Source organism: Rothia nasimurium (genome assembly GCF_042660305.1).
Lineage (GTDB): Bacteria > Actinomycetota > Actinomycetes > Actinomycetales > Micrococcaceae > Rothia > Rothia nasimurium.
The window spans coordinates 18742-43563 of record NZ_JBHSTW010000001.1 but is presented as its reverse complement, the minus strand read 5'-3'; the positions used below and the strand labels follow the sequence as shown (position 1 = coordinate 43563).

The 24822-nt window shown below is 62.2% G+C and carries 19 protein-coding genes and 1 tRNA gene; 8 read left to right on the top strand and 12 right to left on the bottom strand.

Annotation, left to right across the window (positions count from 1 at the left end):
* Nucleotides 1-45: 45 nt before the first annotated feature.
* From ACFP6B_RS00195 to ACFP6B_RS00180, 4 genes are all read right to left on the bottom strand, one after another.
* Nucleotides 46-5802, bottom strand: a complete 5757-nt coding sequence (locus ACFP6B_RS00195) for an Lhr family helicase (protein ID WP_377125234.1) — start codon at nucleotides 5800-5802, stop codon at nucleotides 46-48.
* Between the two features lie 103 nt (nucleotides 5803-5905).
* Nucleotides 5906-6685, bottom strand: a complete 780-nt coding sequence (locus ACFP6B_RS00190) for a DUF4232 domain-containing protein (protein WP_377125231.1) — start codon at nucleotides 6683-6685, stop codon at nucleotides 5906-5908.
* 5 nt (nucleotides 6686-6690) lie between these two features.
* Nucleotides 6691-7011, bottom strand: a complete 321-nt coding sequence (locus tag ACFP6B_RS00185; RefSeq protein ID WP_135013785.1) for a 2Fe-2S iron-sulfur cluster-binding protein — start codon at nucleotides 7009-7011, stop codon at nucleotides 6691-6693.
* 211 nt (nucleotides 7012-7222) lie between these two features.
* Nucleotides 7223-7298: transfer RNA gene (locus tag ACFP6B_RS00180), tRNA-Arg, on the bottom strand.
* Between the two features lie 443 nt (nucleotides 7299-7741).
* Here ACFP6B_RS00180 and ACFP6B_RS00175 point away from each other — a divergent pair.
* On the top strand, nucleotides 7742-9565 hold the full coding sequence (locus ACFP6B_RS00175) for a phosphoenolpyruvate carboxykinase (GTP) (RefSeq protein WP_377125228.1): 1824 nt from the start codon (nucleotides 7742-7744) through the stop codon (nucleotides 9563-9565).
* 314 nt (nucleotides 9566-9879) lie between these two features.
* Nucleotides 9880-11367 (top strand): sugar ABC transporter ATP-binding protein, encoded by a 1488-nt coding sequence (locus tag ACFP6B_RS00170; RefSeq protein ID WP_237186972.1) that lies wholly within the window; start codon nucleotides 9880-9882, stop codon nucleotides 11365-11367.
* Between the two features lie 96 nt (nucleotides 11368-11463).
* Here the strand turns inward: ACFP6B_RS00170 and ACFP6B_RS00165 are convergent, their stop codons facing one another.
* On the bottom strand, nucleotides 11464-11832 hold the full coding sequence (locus ACFP6B_RS00165) for a hypothetical protein (protein ID WP_135013333.1): 369 nt from the start codon (nucleotides 11830-11832) through the stop codon (nucleotides 11464-11466).
* Nucleotides 11833-12189: 357 nt separating this feature from the next.
* Between ACFP6B_RS00165 and ACFP6B_RS00160 the strand changes: the two genes are divergently transcribed.
* Both ACFP6B_RS00160 and ACFP6B_RS00155 read left to right on the top strand, forming a co-directional pair.
* A complete protein-coding gene (locus ACFP6B_RS00160; RefSeq protein ID WP_135013335.1) occupies nucleotides 12190-12669 on the top strand; it encodes an RrF2 family transcriptional regulator in 480 nt (159 codons plus the stop codon).
* 122 nt (nucleotides 12670-12791) lie between these two features.
* Complete coding sequence (locus tag ACFP6B_RS00155) at nucleotides 12792-13979, top strand: globin domain-containing protein (protein ID WP_377125223.1); 1188 nt, start codon at nucleotides 12792-12794, stop codon at nucleotides 13977-13979.
* A 163-nt stretch (nucleotides 13980-14142) separates the two neighbouring features.
* Here the strand turns inward: ACFP6B_RS00155 and ACFP6B_RS00150 are convergent, their stop codons facing one another.
* Nucleotides 14143-15546, bottom strand: coding sequence for a phosphomannomutase/phosphoglucomutase (locus ACFP6B_RS00150; RefSeq protein WP_377125220.1), 1404 nt, complete (start codon nucleotides 15544-15546; stop codon nucleotides 14143-14145).
* A gap of 138 nt (nucleotides 15547-15684) precedes the next feature.
* Here ACFP6B_RS00150 and manA point away from each other — a divergent pair, with 138 nt between their 5' ends.
* The 4 genes from manA (at nucleotide 15685) to ACFP6B_RS00130 (ending at nucleotide 19274) form a co-directional block, all read left to right on the top strand.
* A complete protein-coding gene (gene manA, locus ACFP6B_RS00145) occupies nucleotides 15685-16884 on the top strand; it encodes a mannose-6-phosphate isomerase, class I (protein ID WP_377125217.1) in 1200 nt (399 codons plus the stop codon).
* Nucleotides 16885-17027: 143 nt separating this feature from the next.
* Nucleotides 17028-17444, top strand: a complete 417-nt coding sequence (locus ACFP6B_RS00140; protein WP_377125214.1) for a nuclear transport factor 2 family protein — start codon at nucleotides 17028-17030, stop codon at nucleotides 17442-17444.
* A gap of 183 nt (nucleotides 17445-17627) precedes the next feature.
* Nucleotides 17628-17897, top strand: coding sequence for an ACT domain-containing protein (locus ACFP6B_RS00135; RefSeq protein ID WP_377125211.1), 270 nt, complete (start codon nucleotides 17628-17630; stop codon nucleotides 17895-17897).
* Nucleotides 17898-17909: 12 nt separating this feature from the next.
* Nucleotides 17910-19274: a PFL family protein gene (locus ACFP6B_RS00130; RefSeq protein WP_377125208.1), complete on the top strand. Its 1365-nt coding sequence runs from the start codon at nucleotides 17910-17912 to the stop codon at nucleotides 19272-19274.
* Between the two features lie 122 nt (nucleotides 19275-19396).
* Here ACFP6B_RS00130 and ACFP6B_RS00125 read toward each other — a convergent pair whose 3' ends face one another.
* From ACFP6B_RS00125 to ACFP6B_RS00100, 6 genes are read right to left on the bottom strand one after another with little or no spacing between them, the layout of a single operon-like run.
* Nucleotides 19397-19603 carry a hypothetical protein gene (locus tag ACFP6B_RS00125; protein WP_377125205.1) on the bottom strand — a complete coding sequence of 69 codons (207 nt, stop codon included), beginning with the start codon at nucleotides 19601-19603 and terminating at the stop codon, nucleotides 19397-19399.
* A gap of 49 nt (nucleotides 19604-19652) precedes the next feature.
* Nucleotides 19653-20063: a hypothetical protein gene (locus tag ACFP6B_RS00120; RefSeq protein ID WP_377125202.1), complete on the bottom strand. Its 411-nt coding sequence runs from the start codon at nucleotides 20061-20063 to the stop codon at nucleotides 19653-19655.
* A gap of 29 nt (nucleotides 20064-20092) precedes the next feature.
* Nucleotides 20093-21250, bottom strand: coding sequence for a DNA polymerase III subunit delta' (locus ACFP6B_RS00115; protein WP_377125199.1), 1158 nt, complete (start codon nucleotides 21248-21250; stop codon nucleotides 20093-20095).
* The gene (gene tmk / locus ACFP6B_RS00110) at nucleotides 21247-21939 is read right to left on the bottom strand and encodes a dTMP kinase (protein WP_377125196.1); all 693 of its coding nucleotides are present in this window, start codon (nucleotides 21937-21939) and stop codon (nucleotides 21247-21249) included. Before tmk ends, ACFP6B_RS00115 begins: the two co-directional genes overlap by 4 nt.
* A 57-nt stretch (nucleotides 21940-21996) precedes the next feature.
* Nucleotides 21997-23763, bottom strand: a complete 1767-nt coding sequence (locus ACFP6B_RS00105) for a siderophore-interacting protein (protein ID WP_377125193.1) — start codon at nucleotides 23761-23763, stop codon at nucleotides 21997-21999.
* The gene (locus tag ACFP6B_RS00100) at nucleotides 23760-24773 is read right to left on the bottom strand and encodes an ABC transporter substrate-binding protein (protein WP_377125190.1); all 1014 of its coding nucleotides are present in this window, start codon (nucleotides 24771-24773) and stop codon (nucleotides 23760-23762) included. Before ACFP6B_RS00100 ends, ACFP6B_RS00105 begins: the two co-directional genes overlap by 4 nt.
* Between the last annotated feature and the right edge of the window lie 49 nt (nucleotides 24774-24822).

Genomic DNA, 24822 nt, shown 5'->3' with positions numbered 1-24822 from the left:
CACTCAGAACCTCCCTTGCCCCACGCAAGGGAGGTTCTGCTGTTTTTAGGAATAGTCCTTCCGCATACGCAGGCCGCGTGGGGTGGCGTAGAAACCTGCGGCCAGCAGGGCCCGGCGCAGGGTGAGGACGGGGTGCTCGCCGCCCTCTGCTGCTGCGTCCGGTTGGTCGGGGGTAGGTAGTAGCGGCTCAGGGGAGCTGAGCACGTCCACCCCGCCCGCGGTTTCGATGACGATTTTGTCGGCTACTCCGGCGCGCACCAGCTGGCCAATCAGGGGCGCGGACGCTTCTACCCGGTCGGCTCGGTCGGTAAAGGGCAGCAGGGTTTTGCCTCCGCGTTCCAGGTAGAGGGTGAGTTCCCCGTCAACCAGGATGATGACGGCCCCGGCCTTGCGCCCTGGCTTGTGCTTGATGGGGGTGCGGTTGCTGTCCCAGGCCACGGGGGTGGGCCAGGGTAGGGCGGCCCCATAGGGGTTGGCCGGGTCGGTGGCAGCGAGCAGGGTGACCGAGTGGCGGGTGCGGCGCACCGGGGTGTAGGCGGACGCGCCGGGTGCGGCGTCCTGTCCCTCCTCGTCTGCGGCGGTGGTGTCGTCCGCCGCTCGGAGCCTATCGACGGTGGAGGAGGTCGAGAACTGGGCGGCGCCCAGGCCCTCTATGAAGTAGCCGCGGCGGGCCAGGCCCTTTTCTTCGGCGGCAGACAGCACCCGGTAGACCCCGGCGAAGCCGCCGGGGGTGTCCTCGACGGCCACGGCCCCGCGGGTGAGCACCCCGTAGCGGTCCATGAGCAGTTCGGCGCGGGCGGCAGCTGCCACGGTGGCGTCGAGCGGTTCGGCCTCGATACGGGCCCAGCGTCCGCCGTCGATGGGGGCGACCTGGGCAGATACCGCCGGGGCCCGGCCTACACCCACCCCCAGACAGGAAGCCGAGAGGCGGGAGGCCCCGCGTCGCATTCCCACGGAGCGGGCCCGGGGGGCGGGGGCAGCCACCTTGTGGGCCGAAGCCCCGCCCGTTATCAGGGCCCGCACCGGGGCGAAAGTATCACCGGTGACTAGCCCTGCCCAGACCAGGTTCCAGAGGGCAGTTGAAATCTCCTGGGCACTCGGGGGCGTGTTACCCAGTGAGGCGGCCAGGGTGGCGAGCTGGGTCTGAATCTGGCTGAAGAAGAGCCCGCCGGTTAGCAGCTCGTAGATGGTATTTTCGAGGGCTCCCAGGGCGGCGAGCGCCTCGGTACGTTCTACCTCATCGGGCAGGGTCAGGGCTGCGCTCTCACCCAGGTGTAGAGCGACCCAGCCGTCGTCCCCGGCGAGCTGGCCGGCGCCCGTCCAGAGGACGTCCCCGGCGCTCATAGCGGAGTCGAGCAGGGCGGGGGTGTAGTCGCTGATGCGGGTCTTGAGAATCAGAGGTTCGAGGGCAGAGGCAGGCACCCGCACCCCGGCAAGCTGGTCGATCACGGTGAGTAGGCCGTCGTAGCCGCTGAGCATGGCGCTTTCGTCCCGGCGGACGCTGATGGGCTGGGCCGGTGCCCCGACGGTGCCGGGGGCGGCGGCGGTTTCGGTGACCTGCCAGGAGCCCACATGCTGCCAGGGCGGCAGGAAACGGGCATAGGTGCCGGGGGTAACGGGTTCGACGTCGGCGCGCAGGGCTGCCAGGGAGCGGGAGCGCAGGGTGCGCAGGACGGAGGCGTCCACCCACTCAGTTCCGGCTAGGTAGGCGGGGTCGGTAGAGCCGGTACGGGCGGCGGCCAGCTCAGCGCGGAGCTCTTCGGGCAGGAACTCACCGGAGATCACCCGCCGGTCAGCGGCCAGGGTGCGCAGGGCGGTATCGACCACCGAGACGCCCAGGGAAAGGGCGGCAGCAGCCTGGGCAGCGGTAAAGGGGGCGTGGGTGCGGGCGTAGCGGGCGACCAGGTCAACCAGGGGAGCCTCGACCGGCTCCAGGAAGGCTAGGGGGACCCCGATGGGCAGGGGTACGCCCAGGGCGTCTCGCAGGCGGGCGGCGTCCTCAATGGCGGCGTAGAGTTCCCGCCCGTGCAGGCGGAAGCGCAGGGCCCGACCGGCTTTCACCAGGGCCTCAAGGTGATCGGTGGCTTCGGCTTCGGTCAGGACGCGCTCACCCGGCTTACCTGTCTCGGCCTCGGCAGTCGGGGCGCTGGCGTCCACACCGGAGCCTGCCCCCGCGTCCTCACCGGTGCCCTGGTCCAGGAGCACCCGCAGGCGCTGGGCTGCCTCGGCGGCGGTCAGGGGGCCGAGCAGGCGCAGCAGGTCGGCGGCTCCCTCGACCCCGCGCAGGCGGTAGCCCGCAGCGGTGCGCTGGAGTCGGGCCTCGGTGGAACGGATCACCTCAACATCGAGCAGCTCACGCAGCTCATCCTTGCCGAGCAGCTCAGCTAGCAGGGCAGGGTCCAGGGCCAGGGCAGCGGCGCGGCGCTCGGCTAAGGGGGAGTCCCCGTCGTAGAGGAACTGGGCCACATAGCCAAAGAGCAGGGTGCGGGCGAAGGGGGAGGGGGTTTCAGTCTCCACCTCGCTGATGCGTACCTTTTTGGCCTCAAGATCCTTGTGCAGGGCGGTCAGGGCAGGCAGATCGTAGACGTCCTGCAGGCACTCGCGGGCGGTTTCCAGCAGCAGGGGGAAGGTGGGGTACTTGCGGGCCACATCCAGGAGCTGGGCGGAGCGCTGGCGCTGCTGCCACAGGGGAGTGCGGCGGCCCGGGTCCTTGCGGGGTAGCAGCAGGGCGCGGGCGGCGTTCTCGCGGAAGCGGGAAGCAAAGAGGGCAGAGTTACCCACCCGCTCGGTCACGATGTCTTCGAGCTCGGCCGGGTCGAAGATGAAGAGGTTAGCCCCGGGCGGTTCGGCCTCCATGGCGGGGATACGCAGCACGATGCCGTCGTCAGCGGCCATAGCTGAGGCATTGACCCCGTAGCGTTCCTCAGCCCGGGCGCCGACGGCCAGGGCCCAGGGGGAGTGGACGGGCATACCCAGGGGCGAATGCAGAATCAGACGCCAATCCCCCAGTTCATCGCGGAAGCGCTCGACCAGCAGGTGCTTCTCGCTGGGCACCTGGCCGGTTGCCTCTGCCTGCTCCGCCACGTAGGCCAGCAGGTTATCGGCGGCCCACTGATCCAGACCAAGGCCGCGCAGGCGGGCGTGGGCGGCACCGGCGTCCTTACTGTTCTCAAGGGCCAGCTCCCGGGTAAAGGCCCCCAGGGCCCGCCCCAAATCGACCGGACGACCCGGCGAATCCCCGTGCCAGAAGGGTAGGCGCCCGGGGATACCCGGTGCAGGGGTCACTGTCACCCGGTCGTGGGAGATATCCTCAATCCGCCAGGACGAGGCACCCAGGGCAATGACGTCCCCGGCCCGGGACTCATAGACCATCTCCTCATCCAGCTCACCCACCCTCTTGGGAGCCTTGGAATCCTCAGCCCCTGCAATGAAGACCGGGAAGAGACCGCGGTCAGGAATCGTACCGCCGGAGGTCACCGCCAGGCGCTGAGCCCCGGGTCGGCCCTCAATCGTCCCGGCATCCCGGTCCCAGACAATGCGGGGGCGCAGCTCGGCAAACTCGTCCGAGGGATACTTACCGGCCAGTAGATCCAGGGTCGCCTCAAAGGCCGCCCGGGGCAGGGTAGCAAAGGGAGCCGTTGCCCGCAGAGCCTCCAACCAGGCCTCCACGCTAATCGGCCCCAGGGCACAGGCGGCTACGGTTTGCTGGGCCAAAATATCCAGGGGGTTAGCGGGAATGGCCAGGGGCTCAATCTGCCCAGCCAGCATGCGCTGTACGGTCACTGTGGCGTTCAGCAGGTCACCCCGGTGCTTGGGGTAGAGGTAGCCGCGCGACACCTCGCCCACCTGGTGGCCGGCACGGCCAACCCGCTGCAGGCCAGAAGCTACCGAATGCGGGGCCTCCACCTGAATCACCAGGTCCACATGGCCCATATCAATACCCAGTTCCAGGGAGCTGGTTGCCACCACGCAGCGCAGCTGCCCCGACTTCAGGGCCTCTTCAATCAGGGTGCGCTGGTCCTTGGAGACCGACCCGTGGTGGGCCCGCGCCAGCACCGGTGGAGCCCCGGCAGCCGCCGCCGAGCCCCCCATCACCTGGGCAGGGGGCTGGGTCGAAAGGGGTAAGGACGCACCCGCCCCCGGCAGGCGCTCATCGTCAGCTTCCAAGCGGGCTGGGGTGTCCTTGGCTAGAGCCTCAGCCAGTACATCGGCCAGGGCCTTCGGCTCCCCGCCGGTAGCCGCGTAGGTGCGGGCACCGGTGGAGGCGCTCGCGGTCACCTCACCCAGCTCCCCGCGGGCCTCTAGACGGCCCAAGTAAATCTCGTTGAGGCGGGCCGTTAACTTCTCAGCCAGCCCGCGCGAGTTAGCAAAGACAATGGTGGAGCGGTTAGCCTCCACCAGGTCCACAATGCGCTCTTCCACATGTGGCCAAATGGAGGCCTGGTAGCCGTTGAGGTTCGGGGTTTCGCCCCCGGCGCCGGAGCCCGGGGCGGACGCCGCCACCTGCACCTCCTCGATGGTGAGGTCAGGCTGGGTTCGGTTCTGTGCCTGGGGAGCAGATTCTGTTTCCTCACCGGGGAAAACACCCACAGCATCCCACAGGGCCTGCTCGGCACTTGCCCGTGCAGGCAGGGGCTGGTCAAAGTAGTCAGAAGAAGGCTCGTCTGGTTGGGAACCCAGGGCAGGGCCTGCCACCGGGCGGATACCCAGGGCCTCAGCCACCGTTACCCCTTGAGGCAGGGACTCCGCCAGCCGCACAGAGACTTCCGGCCGGGTGCCGGCGTCCGCCAGGGTATCGGCCTGCACGGTGCCGTCGTCGAAAGCGCGGTCCTCGAACTCGGTGGCGTCCAGGGAGCGAATCTGGGAGCGGGTACGCTCGGTGAGCTTATCCAGGTAGGCACCTGACCCGGCGGGCGCTGGGGTTGGCCGGGGGCTACTGTCCTGCTTGAAGGAGTTATCCCCCTCGCCGTAGGCGTTGGGGCCGCCCAGGGCCGTCATATCGGGCACCGGCACCGAAAGGGTCAGCTCCCACTCCTTGGCCGAGGGCGGGCGCACAATCTGCACCGGCACACTACCACCCAAAAAGCGGGCGACGGTTTCAACTGGCTCCACGGTAGCCGACAGCCCCACGCGCTGGGCCGGGGTCTCAAGAATCTGGTCCAGGCGTTCAAGGGTCACCGCCAGGTGAGCACCACGCTTGGTACCGGCAACCGCGTGCACCTCATCGATAATGACCGTATGCACCTTGGTCAGGGTCGAGCGGGCCTTAGAGGTCAGCATCAAAAAGAGAGACTCGGGGGTGGTAATCAGAATATCCGGCGGGTTAGAAATCAGCTGGCGGCGTTCCTTAGCCGGGGTATCACCGCTGCGCACACCCACCCGCACCTGCGGCGGCTCTACCTCCAGCTGCCGGGCGGTCTGGGCAATACCGATCAGGGGAGCGCGCAGGTTGCGCTCAACATCCACACCCAGGGCCTTGAGGGGGGAAATATAGAGGACGCGGGTGCCCCCGCCCCCTGCCTGCTGCGCCTGCCTGCCACCGGCGTCCGCCCCCTCATCATTAGCGGCCCCGAGTCCCCCGCCCCCGTGGTTCTCAAAGTGAAGGCGGTCAAGGGCCCACAGAAAGGCCGAAAGGGTCTTACCCGATCCGGTCGGTGCCACAATCAGGGCATGGTGACCCGCCGAAATCGCCTCCCAGGCCCCTGCCTGGGCAGCCGTGGGCGCAGAAAAAGCCCCCTCAAACCAGCGGCGGGTGGGGGCCGAGAAAAAACTTAGGGCACGGGAGGTAACGGGTTCTGCCATAGCCCCCATTATCCCCTTAAAAACAAACGGGCCGGGCACACCGGGCAACCTGGAAGGCAGCCCGGCGCACCCGGCCTTGAAGGCACGGAAGTCCGCCGCTCGGCTAGGGGGTAGCCCCCACCGCGCCCACCGAAAGCTGGGCGACAGAGGTGTTAGAGCAGGCTTCCGCCGCAAAGTTCAGCACCAGGGCCTGGGAGGAGCCAGGAGCCTGCACCGAGTAGCCCGCAGCAGAAACGCTCTGGCAGGCATCCCCGTAGAGCTGGGCCCGGGTCTCACGCAGGGTAGCGGTCAGAGAATTGCCAGGAGCAATCACGCCACCCGAAGACGACCACTCGGTAGCATTCGCAGCTGCCGCCCCCACCTGCTGGCCGGCCGCATTAACGTAGTGCACAGCGGGGTAGCCGCTCATGGTGCAGTTGGCATCCCCGGTATTGGTAAAGGTCAGGGTGATATAGCGCGAACCCGCTGCGCCACCGCCCTGAGCCACCGCGGCCTCAATATAGAGCTGGTCGTAATCACAAACAGCAACACCGGCTGCCGAGCTGGCGAACTGGCTACCGCTCGCGGCAGGGTTCTGGGCGCTCGCGGTGGGCTCTACGGTGATAACGGTGCCGGTGGGCACCGGTTCCGGGTCAGCGGAGGTGCTGGGAGCCGGGGTGACCTCTTGCACGGTGGGCTGGCGGGTGGTTGCCGTTGCAGAAGGCGCGGCGCTGGTAGCCGATCCGGTGGGCGAGGGGGACGCCTGCGCGGACGAGGTCGTAGCAGCCGGGCTGCTCACGGTGCTTTCTGCGGTGGTGGTGCCGGTAGTGGCGCTACCGCAGGCGGTGAGTACCGTGAGCAGGCCAAGTGCTGCGAGGGGGAGAAGGGGGATACGTGCTTTCATGCAGCCTACATTCCGGGCTGTAGGGTGACGCTTGCCCCGTCCATTCCCTCGGTGTATTCGGTCTGGCAGCTCAGGCGGGAGCACTCGTTGGCGATGTCGTCAATCATGTCGAGCAGGTCTTCCTCTGCTTCTTCGCGGGGCAGGGTTGCTTCGATGTGCTCGGGGTCAATGAAGGCGTGGCAGGTGGCGCAGGAGGCGTTACCACCGCAGGTTGCCAGCACGGGGAAGCCTGCTGCGAGGACGGCCTCAAGCATGGTCTGGTGGGGTTCCCAGGTGACGTCCTTGGTGGTGCCGTTTTCGTCAGTGACCGTGATGTTTACGCTCAATGTGTTCTCCGTGTGCTGGGCAGCTGTGAGGCTGCGGGTCTAGGGTCTGTCCCTATTTTATGGGGGCAGGTACGCCTATCCCCGCTTTTTGTGGTTAAAACTACGGTGGGCGGACGCCTGCCGCCAGCTTGGTAACGGGGTGTTACGCTGGGAGACAGCTGGGGGAGGACAAGAAAAAACCGGCCTCCCGAAGGAGGCCGGTTTTTATCGGTGGTGCGCCCGAAGGGATTCGAACCCCCAACCTTCTGATCCGTAGTCAGATGCTCTATCCGTTGAGCTACAGGCGCATCATGCGTTGACCGGCTTTCTCGGCCCGTCGCGGCAACAGGTAATACATTACGCAGGTTTGCGTTGCTGTGCAAATCGAAAATGCGTGACCCTGCTCTCAAAAGGGGTGAATCTGGGGTGAAAACCGCGTAAATACGCGGAAAAAGAGGGGGTGAAGAAAGTTGAAAAAGTTTACCCGGGCCCGCATTCTGTTGGCCAGACCACAGGTCAAGAGGACTGTAACGAAATATTTACGTACTAATGAGGACAAACCGGGGCGAGCTATGTACTCTGGAAACACACGATGAAGTGAAAGTGCACCGCGCGACGCGTTTATTCATTGATATGGGTGGCGCGTTTTTCTGTTTCTACCCGCCTGCGGGCTAGTGGCAGGGCGGGGCACGCGCACCTGAACAACACAGTGGAGTGTTTCAGGTCAACGATTTATAAGGGGAAGCGTCAGATGACTGACATTTCAATCGACAACGTAACCGCACAGGCACCCACCACTCACGCAGAGCTGCTGCAGTGGGTTGCTGATATTGCCCAGATGACCCAGCCTGATCGTATCTACTGGGCCGACGGCTCCCAGGAAGAATACGACCGCCTGGCCGGTGAACTGGTAGAGGCCGGTACCTTCCGCAAGCTCAGCGACCATGAGTTCCCGAACTCCTACGTTGCCTTCTCAGACCCCGACGACGTGGCTCGTGTAGAAGAGCGCACCTTTATCTGCTCAGCCACCGAAGAGGGGGCTGGCCCCACCAACAACTGGCGTGACCCCGCTGAGATGAAGGCCACCCTGACCGAGCTCTTCACCGGGTCTATGCGCGGCCGCACCATGTACGTCATTCCTTTCGTCATGGGATCACTGGACGCCACCAACCCCAAGTTCGGCGTCGAAATCACCGACTCAGCCTACGTGGTGACCTCCATGCGCATCATGGCGACCATCGGCGCCGATGTGCTGAAGAAGATGACCGAAACCGAGGCCTTCTTCGTCAAGGCTCTGCACTCGGTCGGTGCCCCCCTCGATGCTGGACAGGCGGACGTCCCCTGGCCCTGCAATCCCGAAAAGTACATTGTGCAGTTCCCCGAGGATCGCGAAATCTGGTCCTTCGGCTCCGGCTACGGCGGCAACGCTCTGCTGGGTAAGAAGTGCTACGCCCTGCGTATTGCTTCAGCTATCGGTCATGACGAGGGCTGGATGGCCGAGCACATGCTGGTGCTCAAGATGACCAACCCCGAGGGAGAGAGCAAGTACATTTCCGCTGCCTTCCCCTCAGCCTGCGGCAAGACCAACTTCGCCATGATGGACCCCACCATTGACGGCTGGAAGGCCGAAATGGTCGGTGACGACATCGCCTGGATCGAATTCCGCGACGGCAAGCCCTTCGTGGTCAACCCCGAGGCAGGCCTCTTCGGTGTAGCCCCGGGTACCGGCTGGTCCACTAACCCCAACGCTATGCGCGCCATTGCCAAGGGCAACACCATCTTCACCAACGTGGCCCTCACCGACGATAACTCTGTCTGGTGGGAGGGTAAGACCGACGAGGTGCCCGAGCACCTGATTGACTGGCAGGGCAATGACTGGACGCCCGAATCTGGCCGTCCTGCTGCCCACCCCAACTCCCGCTTCTGCACCCCCATCTCCCAGGCAGACATGCTGGCTGAAGAGTACTACGCACCGGACGGTGTGCCCCTCTCAGCCATCATTTTCGGTGGCCGCCGCAAGACCACCGTGCCCCTGGTGGCTGAGGCCTCCAGCTGGGAGCAGGGCGTCTTCCGCGGTGTGACCCTCTCATCCGAGACCACCGCCGCCGCCAAGGGCGCTGTGGGCGTGGTCCGCCGCGACCCCATGGCCATGCTGCCCTTCATCGGCTACAACGCCGGTGACTACATCCAGCACTGGATTGACCTGGGCAAGAAGCACGGCGAAGAGAACATGCCCAAGATTTACTACGTCAACTGGTTCCGCCGCACCCCCGACGGTGGCTTTGCCTGGCCCGGCTTTGGCGAGAACTCCCGCGTGGTCAAGTGGATCTTCGACCGCTTGGACGGCAAGGCTGGCGGCCAAGAAACCTTCCTCGGCGTGGTGCCCGGCAAGAGCGACCTCGACCTCGCCAGCCTCGATATCAGCGACACCGAACTTACCGCTGCCCTGGCCGTCAACAAGGACGAGTGGGTCCAGGAACTGCCCGGAATCGACGAATGGCTGGCCTTCCTCGGCGACAAGGTACCCGCTGAAATTCACGCCCAGCGCGATGCCCTAGCCGCTGAACTGAACTAGGGCGCGTGCCCTCGCAGGCTGCGGCGGGCGTCCTTGCAACCGAAAGTAAAATAGCGACACGGTTATGGAGGTGACCTGTGCGAAAAACTTTTCGTACAGGTCACCTCCTTATCGTGTAGACAGATAGGCGGACGACCCCAAAGAGTGGACGTAAAGCCGACTTAATATTCTGTAGAATGCTTAAGAATGGCTGAATTTTGTGTAGCCCTGCTGTGCTTCCCCCACAAAGCTCATCGACTAGCCACCGACCTACCACAGAGCTTTTTGCACGGCACCCCGGGCGCATCACTCGCATGTTGGAAGGAAAGAACAGAGTGGGAAATCTGCTGAGTGTCAAGAACCTCACCAAGAACCACGAGCACCTTCGTGCCCTCAAGGGCGTGAATCTAGAGGTAGCTGCCGGTGAGATCGTAGGTCTTCTCGGCGAAAACGGTGCAGGAAAGTCAACCTTCCTGTCGATTCTGGGCGGCTGGGACCGCCCCGGTGGTGGCACCATCACCCTGGGCGGCGAAAAGTACGCCCCCCACACCCCCGAAGAAGCTCTTGAAGCCGGTGTCGGTTCAATCCGCCAGAAGTTCAAGGTAGATCCCGAACTCACCGTTGCCCAGGCTATCTTCCGCTCTACCGAGCACGCCGGTGACGACGAAGAAGCCCTGGTCGCCCGCGCCCAGGAACTGATTTCAGAGATTGGCCTGGCGGTAGACCCCCGCGCCAAGATGGGCGATTTGGTACGCGCTGAGCAGGCCCTGGTTGAGGTCGTGCGCATGGAAGCCGAGAACACCCGCCTGGTGCTCATGGACGAAGTCGCCGCAACCTTCAACGACTACGAGATTTACCAGCTGCACGAGGTGACCCGTAAGCTGGCCGCCGAAGGCCGCGCGGTCATTTACATCACCCACCGCATCGACGAAATCCGCTCCCTGGCTAACCGCGCCGTCATCCTGTCTGAGGGCACCATCAACACCGAAATTAACCCCGGTACGATGACCGCAGAAGAAATCGCCTTTAAGATGTTCAACCGCGAAATCGAGATGGGCGGACGCCCCGACGAGTTCGCTGGTGAGGACGCCAAACTGGTGATTGAGAACCTGACCAGCGCCAAGGGCTCTCTCAACAACGTCACCTTCTCGGTAGACCGCGGTGAAATCTTCGGCTTGACCGGCCTGCGCCGCTCAGGCATCAACGAGGTGGCCGCGGCCCTGGTCGGTGTGGACGAGACCGCCAAGTTCGGCACCCTCAAGATTAACGGCGAGGACGCCACCATCAGCTCCCCCGAGGACTCGGTTGCCCACGGCATCGGCTACCTGTCAGATAATGACGACGAGCTGGGTCTGGCCAACGAACGCTCCATCGCTAAGACCCTGATGGAAAACGCCGGCCTTAAGGAAAGCCCCGAAGGCTTCCTGCACGAGGTTTCTGCCCTGCGCGAGGTAGCTGAGCAGATCCAGAAGCTGCGCATCAAGACCACCAACATTCAGGGCGAAGTTGGCAAGCTCTCGGGCGGTGACCAGCAGAAGGTCGCCCTGGCCCGCTGGATGACCACCGACTGCGAGATTCTGATTCTCAACCACCCCACCCGCGGCATCGACGTGAGCGCCAAGAGCGAGATTTACAAGATGCTGACCGAGCTGACTGAGAAGGGCACCTCTATCATCCTGATCGGTTCAGACATGTCTGAGCTCATTGGCCTGTGTAACCGCATCGCCGTGATGCGTTCGGGCGAGCTGGTCTCAATCCAGCAGAACAAGGCAGCGACCGAAGACACCCTCATGGGTGAGGCCCTGGGCGAAGACCTGGTCTAGCCGCCCACCGGCGTCCTAACGCTACAAAGAACCCCGGCAGGTTACCTGCCGGGGTTCTTGAGCTATAAGGCTTGAGAGACTGCCTCTACCTGTAACTTACAGGGAGATGCGGCCTGAGATGGCGTTCAGCTTGTGACGAGCCAGAGCCAGGTTAGCGGTGTTGCGGTCCAGCACCAGGTAAACGAAGAGGCCTGAGGTCTCTGAAGCGTTCAGAACGTTGATCAGGTGGTACTGGGAAGACAGGGTGATCATGATGTCCTCGATGTTGCCGTTCAGACCCAGGTCGTTCATGGTCTTGAGCTTGGCACGTACTACGTTGGAGTTGCCAGCTGCAGCAACGGTCAGGTCGAAGCCGGGTGAACCGCCGGAGGCCAGAGCCATGCCGGAGGAGATGTCAACGAGAGCTGCACCGGTTGCGCCTTCAATGGACAGGAGTTCCTGGATGGAGGTATCAAGCTGTGACAAGATAGTTCCTTATGTCTAGTTCTACACCGGCACGCTACGGGGGAGTGGCCGGTGAAGAGACGGTGGGTGCGGTCAGCGTGACCCTTGTCTTCAGCTAGTGTGTGATGACTGGGTGTGTGCGCCCGCGAGTGTTTACAGTATCAATACTACTCTTACAGGTGCCCTAACTGCTACAAGTGAGCGGGCAGGTGTGCCGTGTGAAACTTCTTGCAGATAAGGGCACTGTGCTTGTCAGTGGTGCAAGGGCGGGGGAAAATTAAGACCTTCAGGCAGGCAAAGGTTGAACCGTGAACCTTTTTGGCTGTACCGTGAGAGAGAAAGCTTCACCCTCGCTCATACGATTCAAGGAGTTGGCCCGTGCGTCTTACCGCATTTTCTGACGTGTCACTGCGCGTCCTGATGCTGCTATCGGGTCTCGACGGTGAGCAGATATCTACCCAGAAGATCGCTGAGGGGGTGGGTACTCCTTACAACCATGTGGCGAAGTCAGTGGCCTTTTTGGCCAACATGGGCCTGGTGGAGTCCACCCGCGGACGCACCGGCGGGGTACGCCTGTCAGAGGCCGGCGCCCGTGCCACGGTAGGGCAGGTACTTCGTGCCTCCGAGGGTGATATTCCCATGGTGGAGTGCGAGGGCGGCGCGAACGAATGCCCCATGCGCCATTCCTGTTCCCTGAAAAAAATTCTGGCGAACGCCCGCGAGGAATTCTTCAAAATGCTCGACCCGGTGGTTATTTCTGAGCTGCCTAACGAGAAGCAGATGGGCCCGGTTTTCTTGGAACTGGGTCTTGGGCCCCTGGCTCAGACAAAAAAGCTGCCCCAGGCGTCCTTCCTCTGACAAGCCCTCATACGCCGTTCCCGCGCAAAAAGTGCGGGGACGGTTCTTTTTTCTCCCAAAACTGGCATTCTGTATGCTAAATTGAGGGTGGTTTAACAACACTCTGTCACCAAGGAGGAGCCGTGCTCTCAGCCAAGTCCCGCCCCGTCATCGAGGCAACCCTGCCCGTCATCGCCGAGCGAATCAACGACATCACCCCCGACTTCTACCAGCGCATGTTCGCCGCCCGCCCCGACCTGCTCGACGGCATGTTCTCCCGCTCATCCCAGCTCGAAGGCACCCAGCCTAAGGCCCTAGCCGGCTCCATCGCGGTCTTTGCCTCCTACATTCTGGCCAACCCCGACAAGTACCCCGACGAGGTGCTCTCCCGCGTCGCCCACAAGCACGCCTCCCTGGGCCTGCGCGAAGAAGAATACCCCACCGTCTACAAGTACCTCTTCGAGGCTATCGCCGCTAACCTGGGCGACATCCTGACCCCCGAAATCGCAGAAGCCTGGACCGAGGTCTACTGGCTCATGGCCGACGCCCTCATCAAGCTGGAAAAGGGCCTCTACGCCTCCCAGGCCAACGACGTCATGTTCGCCCCCTTCCGCCTGGTAGAGCGCAAGGAAACCGGCGAGAACGTGCTCGACCTTACCTTCGAGCCCGCCAACGCCGTCGCCATGACCGACGCCGTTGCCGGCCAGTACGTTTCTATCGTCACCAAGGCTAAGGACGGCCTGCGCCAGGCCCGCCAGTTCACCCTGCTGCCCGCCGAGAAGAACCAGCGCCGCGTCGCTATCAAGCTCGACACCGCCGGTGAAATGACCCCCATCCTGCACGAGCTGCAGGTCGGCGCTATCGTCGAGGTCTCCAACCCCTACGGTGACGTCACCCTGGGCGGCTTCGGTGACGACGAGTCCCAGCCCCTCTACCTCTTCTCAGCCGGTATCGGCGTCACCCCCATGATCGCTTTCCTCTCGGAGCTGGCTGCAACCGGCTCCAAGCGCGAGGTCGTTGTTGTACATGCCGACCGCTCTTTCACCACCTGGCCCCTGCGCGATGAGATGACCGCCTACGTTGAGATGCTCGAGAACGGCCGCCTGGTCTCCTTCATCGAGGCCGACGGCGAGGGCAACTTCAAGGGCCGCGTCAACGTGGCTGAGCTCAACGTGCCCGCTAACGCTTCTGCTTACCTGTGCGGCCCCCTGGGCTTCATGCAGGGCGTCCGCTCCCAGCTGGTAGAAGCTGGTGTGCCCGGCACCCAGATCCAGTACGAGATCTTTGGCCCTGACCAGTGGATGCTGCACGACCAGGCCCGCGCCTCCTAGTCTGAGGCCCGAGGGCAGATAGATAAGGACGCCCGCCCCACCTTCCTTGCCGTATGGCAGGAAAGCGGGGCGGGCGTCCTCGTTTTTACCTTTTGTACCGCGCCCTGCTCACTTTAAGCCTGAAAAGTGGGCAGGAGCTGGTACAAAGTGGATGTGCTTGGGCTTAGCCCTCACGCACAATCTTCAGAATCTGATCGCGCACACGCTCCATGGTGGCCTGGTCGGGGGCCTCAAGGTTCAGGCGCAGGAAGGGCTCGGTGTTGGAGGGGCGCAGGTTGGCCCACCAGCCCTCGGCCTTGTGCTCGAAGGTGGTGCCGTCCATGTCGGAGACCTCAACGGTATCGCCGAAGTACTCGGCAACGCGGGCGATAGCACCGGCCTTGTCTTCCAGCTCAGAGTTGATTTCGCCGGAGGGGACGTAGGGGGAGTAGACAGCACCCAGCTCAGAGAGGGGCTGCTCGCTCTTGCCCAGGGCAGCCAGTACGTGCATGGCGGCCAGCATACCGGTGTCGGCGTTGAAGAAGTCCTTGAAGTAGTAGTGAGCGGAGTGCTCGCCACCGAAGACGCCGGACTCTTCGGCCATAACAGCCTTGATGAAGGAGTGGCCCACGCGGGTCTTAATGGCGCGGCCGCCCAGCTTCTCAACCAGCTCGGGTACAGCCTTGGAGGTAATCAGGTTGTAGATGATGACGGGCTCGTCGTTGCCCTCAGCCTTGGCGCGGGCAATCTCGCGCTCAGCCACCAGGGCGGTGATAGCGGACGGGGTGACGGGCTCGCCCTTCTCATCGATGACGAAGCAGCGGTCGGCGTCGCCATCGAAAGCCAGGCCGATATTTGCACCGTGCTCAACGACAGCCTTCTGCAGATCAACCAGGTTAGCGGGCTCCAGGGGGTTAGCGGGGTGGTTGGGGAAGGTGCCGTCCAGTTCGAAGTAGAGGGGCACAATTTCCAGGGGCAGGCCGGGCAGGATAGCGTCGCCCAGAACTGCGGGGGTGGTCAGACCGCCCATGCCGTTACCGGCGTCCACAACAACCTTGAGGGGACGGATGCCCGAGAGGTCTACCAGGTTACGCAGGTACTCGGCGTAGGCCTTGAGAACGTCCTTTTCAGAAACAGAACCGGGAGCCTCAACGGCGGGAATTTCACCCTCGTTCAGGTACTTCTGGGCCAGGTCACGAATATCGAAGAGACCGGACTCTGATGAGAGGGGAACAGCACCTGCCTTAGACATCTTCATGCCGTTGTACTCGGCAGGGTTGTGGGAGGCGGTGAAGGTGACACCGGCAGCGTTCTCAACGCCGCAGGCGAAGTAGAGCTCGTCGGTAGAAATCAGGCCGATGTTGATGACGTTAGCGCCGCGGGCGGTAGCGCCCTCAGCGAAAGCAGCCATGAACTCGGGGCCGGAGGGGCGCATGTCAGCGCCGACCAGGACGTCCTGACCTGCCAGACCGAGAACGTCTACGAAAGCTGCGCCGGTTGCGCGAACGGTCTCGGCGGTGATGGTTTCGCCCACGATGCCGCGAACATCGTAAGCCTTAAAAGATGCGGTTAAATCAATAGTATTCACGAGAGTAAGTCTAATTGCCCTGTGACCTGTTTAGACGGTATCCAGACAGATTTCCTGTGTGATTTATGGCGATAAACACCAGGTTTCTGCGCCACAAACTGCGCACTGGGCAGGGGCGAACATGGTTTGATGGTGCCTATGGGTGAACTTTTTTCTTTAGATAATCCGATTCAGAACTACGCCTGGGGCTCCTATGAGACACTGGCCCTCATGCGCGGTGTCCCCGCCCCCACCGAGCAGCCGGAGGCTGAGCTGTGGGTGGGCGCGCACTCGTCCGCCCCCTCCGTAGCTCATGTGGACGGCGGTGCCTTCCCGCTCGATGCCCTGGTGGGTGAGCAGCCTGCTCGCTTCCTCAACCCGCAGCGCACCAGCGACACCTTCCCCTTCCTCTTCAAGATTCTTGCCATTGAATCCCCCCTGTCGATTCAGGTGCACCCCACCGACGAGCAGGCCCAGGCAGGGTTTGCGGACGAGAACGCCCGCGGCATCGCCCTTGACGACCCGGCCCGTAACTACAAGGACCGCTTCTCTAAGCCCGAAACCGTCATCGCACTTTCGCCCATGCGCATCCTGACCGGCGTGCGCGAGTTCGCAGAGCTGCGCGCTATCGCCGAGCACTTCTCCCTGCCCTGGCTCACCGGGGCCCTGGGCGCGGCTAAGACCGCCAAGGAGCTGCTCACCGTCATTATCCGCATGCCGCAGGACGCCGCCGCCGCGGCTGTAGAGCAGACTGTTGCGTCCGCACGTGCCTGGGTAGCCAAGAACGGTGAAGTTCCCGGTAGCGAGGCAGCCGCTGCCGGTGTTGCCGAGCTGGTCACCCTGATTGACAGCAAGTACCCCGGTGACCGCGGCTTGCTGGTGGCCCTGGTCATGAACCTGGTCTACCTGGCACCTGGCGATTCTGCCTACACTCCCGATGGTCAGGTGCACGCCTATGTTTCGGGTACCGCCATTGAGCTGATGAACCCCTCCGATAACGTTATGCGCGCGGGCCTTACCCCTAAACATATTGATGAGGAAGAACTTATCAAGATTCTGGGCGAGAGCCAGGGGGCACCTACTATTCAGCGTCCTACCCCCACCGGCGATAAGGTGGCTGAGTATTCTATGTGGGACGAGCGTCTATCGGTCACCCATCTGGTCGTTGAAGACGGCGAAACTATCACCCTGCCCTTGGCGGGTATAGCCACCGCCCTATGCACAGAGGGCACCGTAGTGGTCAGTAACGAGGTTAAGACCTTCACCCTAACCGGCACCCGATCGGTCATGTACGTCGGTGAACCTACCCAGGTTACCGTCACCGGTGCCGGCCAACTTTACATTGCGGCCCAGCGCTAGGGCTGGGCGCGGCCCTTTAGTCCGATGGATTTAGCAGTGGCTAAGGTCACTTAGAATCCTCCCTGTACTTACCTTGAGGTAAGTAAGTACCGTACAGATATTGTGGGTACGACAAAACAGCATTTCACTTTTCGGAGGCAGCAGTGACTCTTTCCGCAAGTCCTTTACAGGTCGTTACTTCTTACTTTCAGGCCCTAGCAGAAGGGCGAGTAACAGAAGCGCTCGCTATGCTAGACAAAAACGTAGAGTGGCATCAGCCCGGTAAAAATCGTTTTTCAGGGGTTCATCGCGGGCCTGAGGCGGTGGGTAACCTAATCGGTGACATGATGGCAGTCAGTGCTGGCACCTTTAGCTTAGCAGTAGCTGGTGCCATGATGGTCAACGGTGATTTAGTTGCCGTTCCAGTTCACTTTTCTGGTCAGCGTCAGGGTGCCGGTCTTAACCAGGACGGCATTGACCTTATAACCGTGCGGGAGGGAAAAATTGTTACCGTTCAACTTTTCTCATCTGACGGTCCTGCCGAAGATGCCTTCTGGGGGAAGACAGAAGGAAAGAACTAAAGGTCGAAGCTGGTCAGCCAGGCTAGCTTTTGGGATTGCCCTGGGCTAGGCGGAGACCAGCACAGGGCTTTTCTGTTGTCTAGGCCACGGACGGAGGGGGAAGTGGGTAGAGTAGAAGGGAGGCAAAAGCCACCCCACCCCACACCCCGGGGAGCGGGGCTACAAGTGACCATAAGGAACCCCATGAAAATCATTCTGACCGTCACCGGCCTTGACCACCAAGGGATTATCGCTGGCGTTACCACCAAACTTGCCGAGCGTAAGGTCAATATCGAAAACGTTTCCCAGACCCTCATGCAGGGTTACTTCACCATGATTTTGCAGGGCAGCTTCGACGATTCTGCCCAGTCGATTACCGACCTGCAAGAGGCTATGAAGTCGGTTGAAGAAGAGCAGCGCGTGCAGATTCGTATTCAGTCTGACGCCATCTTCCAGGCCATGCACACCCTCTAGGAGTTACCGACTATGTTTAGCGACCGTTCCGGTAACATCCTTGAGACCCTGCAGATGATCGAGGAAGACAAACTTGATATCCGCACGGTTACCATGGGCATCTCTCTGCTGGACTGTGCTGATTCTGATGGGGCAGTAGCCCGTCAGAAGATTTACGAGAAGATTACCTCCCGGGCGGCCCGCCTGGTCGAGGTGGCTGAGGGCATTGAGGCTGAGCTCGGTATCCCCATCATCAATAAGCGCATCTCGGTGACCCCTATTGCCCTGGTAGCGGGTGCATCAAACGACGAGGACTACGTCGAGTTCGCCAAGACCCTGGATGCCGCTGCCAAGGCCGTGGGCGTTAACTTCATCGGTGGCTTCACCGCTCTGGTTGATAAGGGTGCTACCCCGGCCGATGAGAAGCTCATGCGCTCTATCCCGCGTGCTCTCAACGAAACCGACGTGGTCTGTGCTTCAGTGAACATCGGCTCCTCCCGTGCCGGTATCAATATGACCGCCGTGCGCACCATGGGTGAGGTCATTCGCGAGACCGCTGAGGGTTCTGCCGAGGCCCACGGCTTTGGCTGCTCCAAGCTGGTGGTCTTTGCCAACGCTGTTTCTGATAACCCCTTCATGGCAGGTGCCTTCCACGGGGTACAGGAAGCCGATACCGTTATCTCGGTGGGCGTCTCTGGCCCAGGTGTGGTCAAGCGTGCCCTGGAGAAGGTGCGCGGGGCGTCCTTCGATGACTGCGCCGAAGCTATTAAGAAGGCGGCTTTCAAGATTACCCGTATGGGCCAGCTGGTGGGAACCCTGGCCGCTAAGCGCCTGGGCGTGGAGTTCGGCATCGTTGATCTTTCCCTGGCCCCCACCGCCGAGGTGGGCGACTCGGTCGCCCATGTGCTGGAAGAGCTGGGCCTGGAGTCGGTGGGTACCCACGGCACTGTTGCTGCCCTGGCCCTGCTCAATGACGCGGTGAAGAAGGGTGGGCTCATGGCCTGCTCGCACGTGGGTGGCCTGTCAGGCTCCTTCATTCCGATCTCTGAGGATATCGGCATGATTGAGGCCGCTGCTGTCGGCAAGATTACCCTGGATAAGCTCGAAGCCATGACCGCGATTTGTTCCGTGGGTTTGGACATGGTGGCGATTCCCGGCGATACTTCTGCCGCCACGATTTCGGCCATGATTGCCGATGAAGCTGCCATCGGCGTCATGAACCACAAGACCACCGCGGTGCGCGTTATCCCGGCGATTGGGCTAGAGATTGGTGAGATGGTGGAGTTCGGCGGCTTGTTAGGCCGGGCTCCCGTCATGCCTACCCATCCCGAGTCGGCTGAGGTCTTTGTTTCCCGTGGCGGTCGTATTCCTTCTCCGGTGCACGGCTTCCGCAACTAATCCCCTCCGCAAGGGGACCAGATTTCCAAAAAGGGACCGCATATTATGCGGTCCCTTTTTGGTTTTGCGGTCCCCTTGCAGACAGTGGGCTGCAAGCCGTGGGCTGCGTATGGGCCGGCGAACTACGGAACCGGGCGCGGACGCGGGGTCAGCGGCACCGTCACGTAGGGCAGGAACCAGCCAATCAGGGGCCCCACGGTAAAGGCGATGAGCAGGGTACCCACACCGAAGTGGCCGCCCATGGCGATACCGGCTGCTACCACGGTCACCTCAAGCAGGGTGCGCACCAGCCAGACCGGGCGTCCGGTGACGCGCACCAGCCCTGTCATCAGCCCGTCGCGCGGACCGGAGCCAAACTGGGCGCCTAGGTAGAGAGCATCAAAAAAAGGAAAAGGCCAGAATACCCACGGCCAGATAGACCCACTGGGTCAGCACCCCGGCGGGGTCGGGAATGATATCCATAGCCGTATCGGCTGAGAGCCCTACCAAAACAGCGTTAGCCAGGGTGCCGAGACCTGGCATTTCCTTGAGGGGCAACCAGAAGAGTAGCACCACAAAAGAGGTAGCAATGGTTAGCACCCCGTAGCTGAGCCCGGTGAGTTCCATGAGACCCAGGGTGAGCACATCCCAGCCCAGGGCACCTAGCCCGGCCTTAATAAGCAGGGCACAGGCGGCCCCGAACCCCACCAGCCCAAGCACAAGCAGGGGCAGACGCAAGGCGAGCTTGCCTGCGCGCAGCTGCTGCAGGGGCCCTAGCTGGGCTAGCGGACGGGGAGCAGACTGGGCCATATGTGTCCTTTCTGACGGTAGGCCTGGGGCTAGGAGATGAAGCTGGTCATCATGGCTTCGAAGGCCAGACGGGCTCCGGCGTTGGTATGAATACGGCGGCGGGTTGTGGCTACCGTGTCCAGGTGAGCCAGGGTATCTTCGGGGCTGGTGCGCTTGGCGTAGGAGTAGATATGGTCGGCCAGGTGGGCGTTGATAATCTCTGCCCCGGTAGAGAGCTGTACGGTCAGCACATCGCGAAAGACGGTTTGAATATCGGCTAAGAACCGGTCTAGGGTATCGGTCTGTATGCGCTTGGCGCGGCGTTTCTGATCTTCTTCCAGCTGCCGTACCTGGGCGCGGTGGCTGGGGGAGAGCTTTTCGCCGTCCTCGTAGCCCAGAGCCGTGAGCAGGGCGGCGCGTTCGGCCTCATTGCGGGCCTCCGCATCGGCTTGGGCCTCTGCCTCGGCGATGGTAATCAGGTCATCAGCCGCTTCCATAGCGGCAGCCAGAGAGCGCAGGGTAATGGGTAGCTGCACCACCGTGCTACGGCGCTTACGGGCTTCTGCGTCCTTGGCTAGCTTGTGGGCTATCTCCAGGTTGCCCTGGGCTAGACGGGCTATGAAGTTCGCCTGCTGGGGGGGCAGGTCTTTACCGCGAGCCTGGGCATCGGCAAGAAGCCGGGCCGAGACATCCGCTACCGCGGGTAGGGCCAGCCTAACCGGACGGCAACGGGAGCGGATAGTTATCAGGACGTCAGCAGGGGAGGGGGCAGTCAGTAGCCAGATGGTATAGGGTGGGGGTTCTTCGATGGCCTTGAGCAAGACGTTGGAGGTGCGCTCAGGCATGCGGTCTGCGTCCTCAATGAGCATGACCCGCCAGCGGCCTACCGCCGGGCGATCCTGGGCCTTGACCACAAAATCGCGGGCTTCGTCAATGGTGATGCTGGTCTTTTCGGTAGCGAAATGCAGAAAGTCAGCGTGGGAGCCATTGAGCACGGTGAGGCAGGAGCGGCAGCTGCCGCACCCCCGGGCAGCTGGGTCGGGCTGGTCGCAGAGCAGGGCGGCGGAAAAAGCCAGGGCAGCTGTGGTGGTTCCCGCCCCGGGCGGGCCGGTAAAGAGCCAGGCGTGGGTGGGTTTTTCTCGGGCTGCTGCCTGGGCTAGTTGGGCCCGCACCTGGGGCTGACCGGTTAGGGAATCAAAGAGGCTCACGAGATGACTGCCTGCGCTACTGCTAGAACATCGGCGTGGACGGCTTGGATAGAGCGGCTCCCGTCTATGACCGCGTAGCGCTCAGGGGCCTCCTTGGCCAGGGCAATAAAGGTATCGTGAACCCGGGTGTAGAAGGCATCATCTCCTGTCTCCATGCGGTCAGCTACCCCGCGGGCACTGCTACGGGCCCGGCCCTGAGCCAGGGGAACATCGAGCACGATGGTGGTATCGGGCAGCAGATCTGAGGTGGCCCAGCGACTCAAATCTACAATGGTTTTGACCCCCAGCCTGCGACCGGCTCCCTGGTAGGCCGCCGAGGAGGCAATGTAGCGGTCGCAGAGTACAACCTGACCAGCCTCAAGAGCCGGACGAATCTTCTGGTGGGCGTGAGCGGCCCGGGAGGCCGCGAAGATAAGAGCTTCTGTATGGGGGTCGATGTCCCCCTTGCCGTGCTCAAGCACCAGGGAGCGTAGCTTCTCACCGATGTCAGTGCCACCGGGTTCCCGGGTGACCAGCACAGAATAGCCCGACTGAGTCAGGGCCTGCGCCAGGAGGTTAATCTGGGTAGTCTTGCCCGCTCCGTCCCCGCCCTCAAAGGCGATAAAGGTGCCCGAGCGGCTACCGCTGGCCCCCGCTAGCTGCTGGGGGTCGAGGGGGGAGGACGAAGAGTAAGAAAGTGCATGAGTCACGCTACAAGCCTACCAAGCAGACTAGGGGCTTTTCGACACCGTGAGAGATTCCCTAGGCTAGCGCCGCAGGTCATAGGCCGCCAGCCCCCAGCCCAGGGCCTGACGCTTGATGTGGCTGAACCCAGCCTCTAAAGCTAGCTGCCGCACCCTAGCTTCAGGGCGCTGACTCTGGCCTATCAGGCAGTAGCGTAGCAAATCACGCTCAGCTCGGCGGGGGATCAGCTGGTCGGTGCCTTCCTCAACAAAGACAAGTAGCCGGGGCAGATAGCGGGCCGCCTGTCTCAGGTGGTCAGCTAGTTCTAGGTCAGTCATGGCGTAAGAGGTCAGGGCTGAGATGCCTACTGGGGCCTGGGACCAGGCCTCCTGGAAATCAACTGCTAGGGAGAGTCTCTCTTGTGCCCACTCCTTTTTCAGAAGCTCCAGGCCTAGGCCTTCCTCAAGCAGGGTCAGTGTTGGCTTGATCTGCTGCCTTTCAAAAAGCTGAGCTACTCTCACAGCTGCCGGGCCGTGAACAAGCACCCTATCGTAGTCTTCCCAAAGGGAGCCTTCTAGGGCTGCCTGGCCTACAAAATCAAGGACTTCAGCCCGTTCTAGGAGAAGCTGGTAGACCTCTGGTTGAGTCAGGGCCTGCCTGCGGAGACTGCTGCCCTGGGTAAGTTCCCAGGAAGTAGCGGGATTTCCTGTAAGCTGGCGGCCTAACTGGAGCATGCTCAGGAGCTGGTCTGCCTGCGGGCCGATAAAAGTCTCTGCGGCTCGGTCGTCATCAAGCAGGGTCTGGCCAGCTTCCCCCAGGGCGATATCTTCTTCACCAAGAATCAGAATATTCCTGTCGGCCAGAGTCTCTAGAAGGGACAGGAGGCCCTTTGCATCAAGCCCTAACTGGTGGGTTAGGTCTTGAAGGGGGCGGGGCCCTGAAGCCAGGGCCTGAATCAGACCTACCTCAAGGGCAGCCCGGAGGGCAAACCAGGCCAGGGGGCTTTCAGGTAGCTCCTGGGGTGCGGGCAGGGGCTTGCCGGTAGCGTCAGTCTCTGGCCGGGTGTGCCAGTAACCGGTGATATTGAGCTGATGCTTCTTTAGCCCTAGCTCCCGGCTGAGGTAGCGTCGTACCGGCAGTAGGGTACGGGCTTCACCCGCTACAAAAATGTAGGGCTCGGCCTCGATTCTCAGGTCTAGGGAGCGCACTGTTTCTTCCCAGAGCTCAGGGTCAGTAGCTGAGCCTAGAACCCACTGAAGCCGGTCGGTTTCCAGGGTGGGCAGGGGCAGGCGGGCTTCTTCTTTCTCAATGATGATGGTCGCTAGGAGGGGGACGCTGAGGGGACGTTCCTCCAGGAAGCGGGCGATGGCAGGTAGGGCAGTCTCATCGCCTAGGAGAACTATCTGGCCGGTCTGCTGGGGCAGGAGGGTCGAAGATTTGGGCCCGACAAACCAGAGGGAGTCACCGATTTGAGCCTGCTGGGCCCAGTGGGCAGCTGGTCCCTGCCCGTGGAGCACAAATTCAAGGTCAAGTTCCCCGCAGAGCGGATTGAAGCGGCGGGGAGTGTAATCTCGGGTGATGAGGTTTTCCGAAAAAACCCAGTCGATGCCCTGCTCGTTCTGAACCGGTAGAACCGACTGGACATCACCGTCAGCTGCAAAAATCAGCTTGATATGGTCGTCAAAAGCCGGGCAGGTGAAGGCAGGTAGGCTCAGCCCGTCACGTTCAAAGGCCCCAAGTTCTGGCCCTCCCAGGGTGATTCGGAGTAGGCGGGGGGTAAGGTGCTCGCGTCTGAGCACCTGCACCTGGCGGAGAATGAGAGGGTGAGTGACTATACCCTGGTTGCTCATGAGGAGAAGTTCTCCTCTACATAGTCCAGCATGTCCATGGTGGTGTCGTAGTCGGGTCGGTAGAACCAGTAGGGTAGCTTGGCCACGGTGCCCTCCGTGAAGGCCGGCAGGGAGGCATAGATACTGTTCTGTTTGAGGTCATCTAGCTGGAAGGTCTCAGCATTGAAGCCCAGGACGAAGAGGGTCGGCTGGGTGTAGGTTTGGGAGACTTGCTCGGTGGACAGGGCGAAGGAGTCACCTGCAGAGCCGAAAAGTTCAAATTTGTTGTCGGCCTGGATGGGGGCCAGGGTAAGGCCGAGTTCCTGGAAGAAAAGGGGGAGCTGGGAATCTTCAGGGACGCCGTAGGCAGACATATTTGAGGTAAAGAGCAGGAAGCCTGCTGGGCCCTGGGGCAGGGTGATATTGGCCCTTACCTCTTCAACCCGACGCTGGTAGGAGTCAATGAGCTTCTGGTAGCTATCGCCCTGCTCAAAGACCTCAGTGGCAAGGAAGTTGAGCTGGGACTTCCAGTCGGCTAGCTGGTCGCTGACCACCACGGTCGGGGCAATCTTGCTCAAGTCCTCATACTGTTGCTGGGCCTGCTTGTAAGGAAAGCCTAGGCCACCTGCCACGATGAGGTCGGGTTCCAGGGCCAGGATTGCTTCTAGGTCGTAGCCCTCATTGGCCCAGGGTAGCAGGGTGGTTCCGCTAGCCTTTGCCTCTGCCGCCCAGTTTTCCGAGAAGGAATTGTGATCGGATCCGGCATTCAGGGGGGTGGTTCCAACAACCGGCAGGCCCAGATTGAAAAGGTAGCCGGTTAGGGCGTAGTTGAGGACGACAATACGCTGGGGGTTGGCCGGTATGGTGACCTCTCCGAGGTCTGTACTGACGGTGTGCTGGCTAACCTGCACACTGCTGTCAGGGCTGGGGTTGCTATCTTGGGCTTCATCGTTGCTGGGGGAGCAGGCGGTGAAGAAGAGGGTGACGATAAGGATGATAGCTGCCAGGAGGGCTGTGGGTTTGCTGGTCATGGTCTAGTCTTCTTTCAAGTCTAGGGGCCGGGCGAGCACAGGCGCTGAT

What these genes read in the sequence shown, in the direction of transcription:
- ACFP6B_RS00195 (WP_377125234.1), bottom strand. Translation starts at nt 5,802, where the DNA reads ATGGCAGAACCCGTTACCTCCCGTGCCCTAAGTTTTTTCTCGGCCCCC.
- ACFP6B_RS00190 (WP_377125231.1), bottom strand. Translation starts at nt 6,685, where the DNA reads ATGAAAGCACGTATCCCCCTTCTCCCCCTCGCAGCACTTGGCCTGCTC.
- ACFP6B_RS00175 (WP_377125228.1), top strand. Translation starts at nt 7,742, where the DNA reads ATGACTGACATTTCAATCGACAACGTAACCGCACAGGCACCCACCACT.
- manA (WP_377125217.1), top strand. Translation starts at nt 15,685, where the DNA reads ATGGGTGAACTTTTTTCTTTAGATAATCCGATTCAGAACTACGCCTGG.
- ACFP6B_RS00135 (WP_377125211.1), top strand. Translation starts at nt 17,628, where the DNA reads ATGAAAATCATTCTGACCGTCACCGGCCTTGACCACCAAGGGATTATC.
- ACFP6B_RS00130 (WP_377125208.1), top strand. Translation starts at nt 17,910, where the DNA reads ATGTTTAGCGACCGTTCCGGTAACATCCTTGAGACCCTGCAGATGATC.
- ACFP6B_RS00125 (WP_377125205.1), bottom strand. Translation starts at nt 19,603, where the DNA reads ATGACAGGGCTGGTGCGCGTCACCGGACGCCCGGTCTGGCTGGTGCGC.
- ACFP6B_RS00120 (WP_377125202.1), bottom strand. Translation starts at nt 20,063, where the DNA reads ATGGCCCAGTCTGCTCCCCGTCCGCTAGCCCAGCTAGGGCCCCTGCAG.
- ACFP6B_RS00105 (WP_377125193.1), bottom strand. Translation starts at nt 23,763, where the DNA reads ATGAGCAACCAGGGTATAGTCACTCACCCTCTCATTCTCCGCCAGGTG.
- ACFP6B_RS00100 (WP_377125190.1), bottom strand. Translation starts at nt 24,773, where the DNA reads ATGACCAGCAAACCCACAGCCCTCCTGGCAGCTATCATCCTTATCGTC.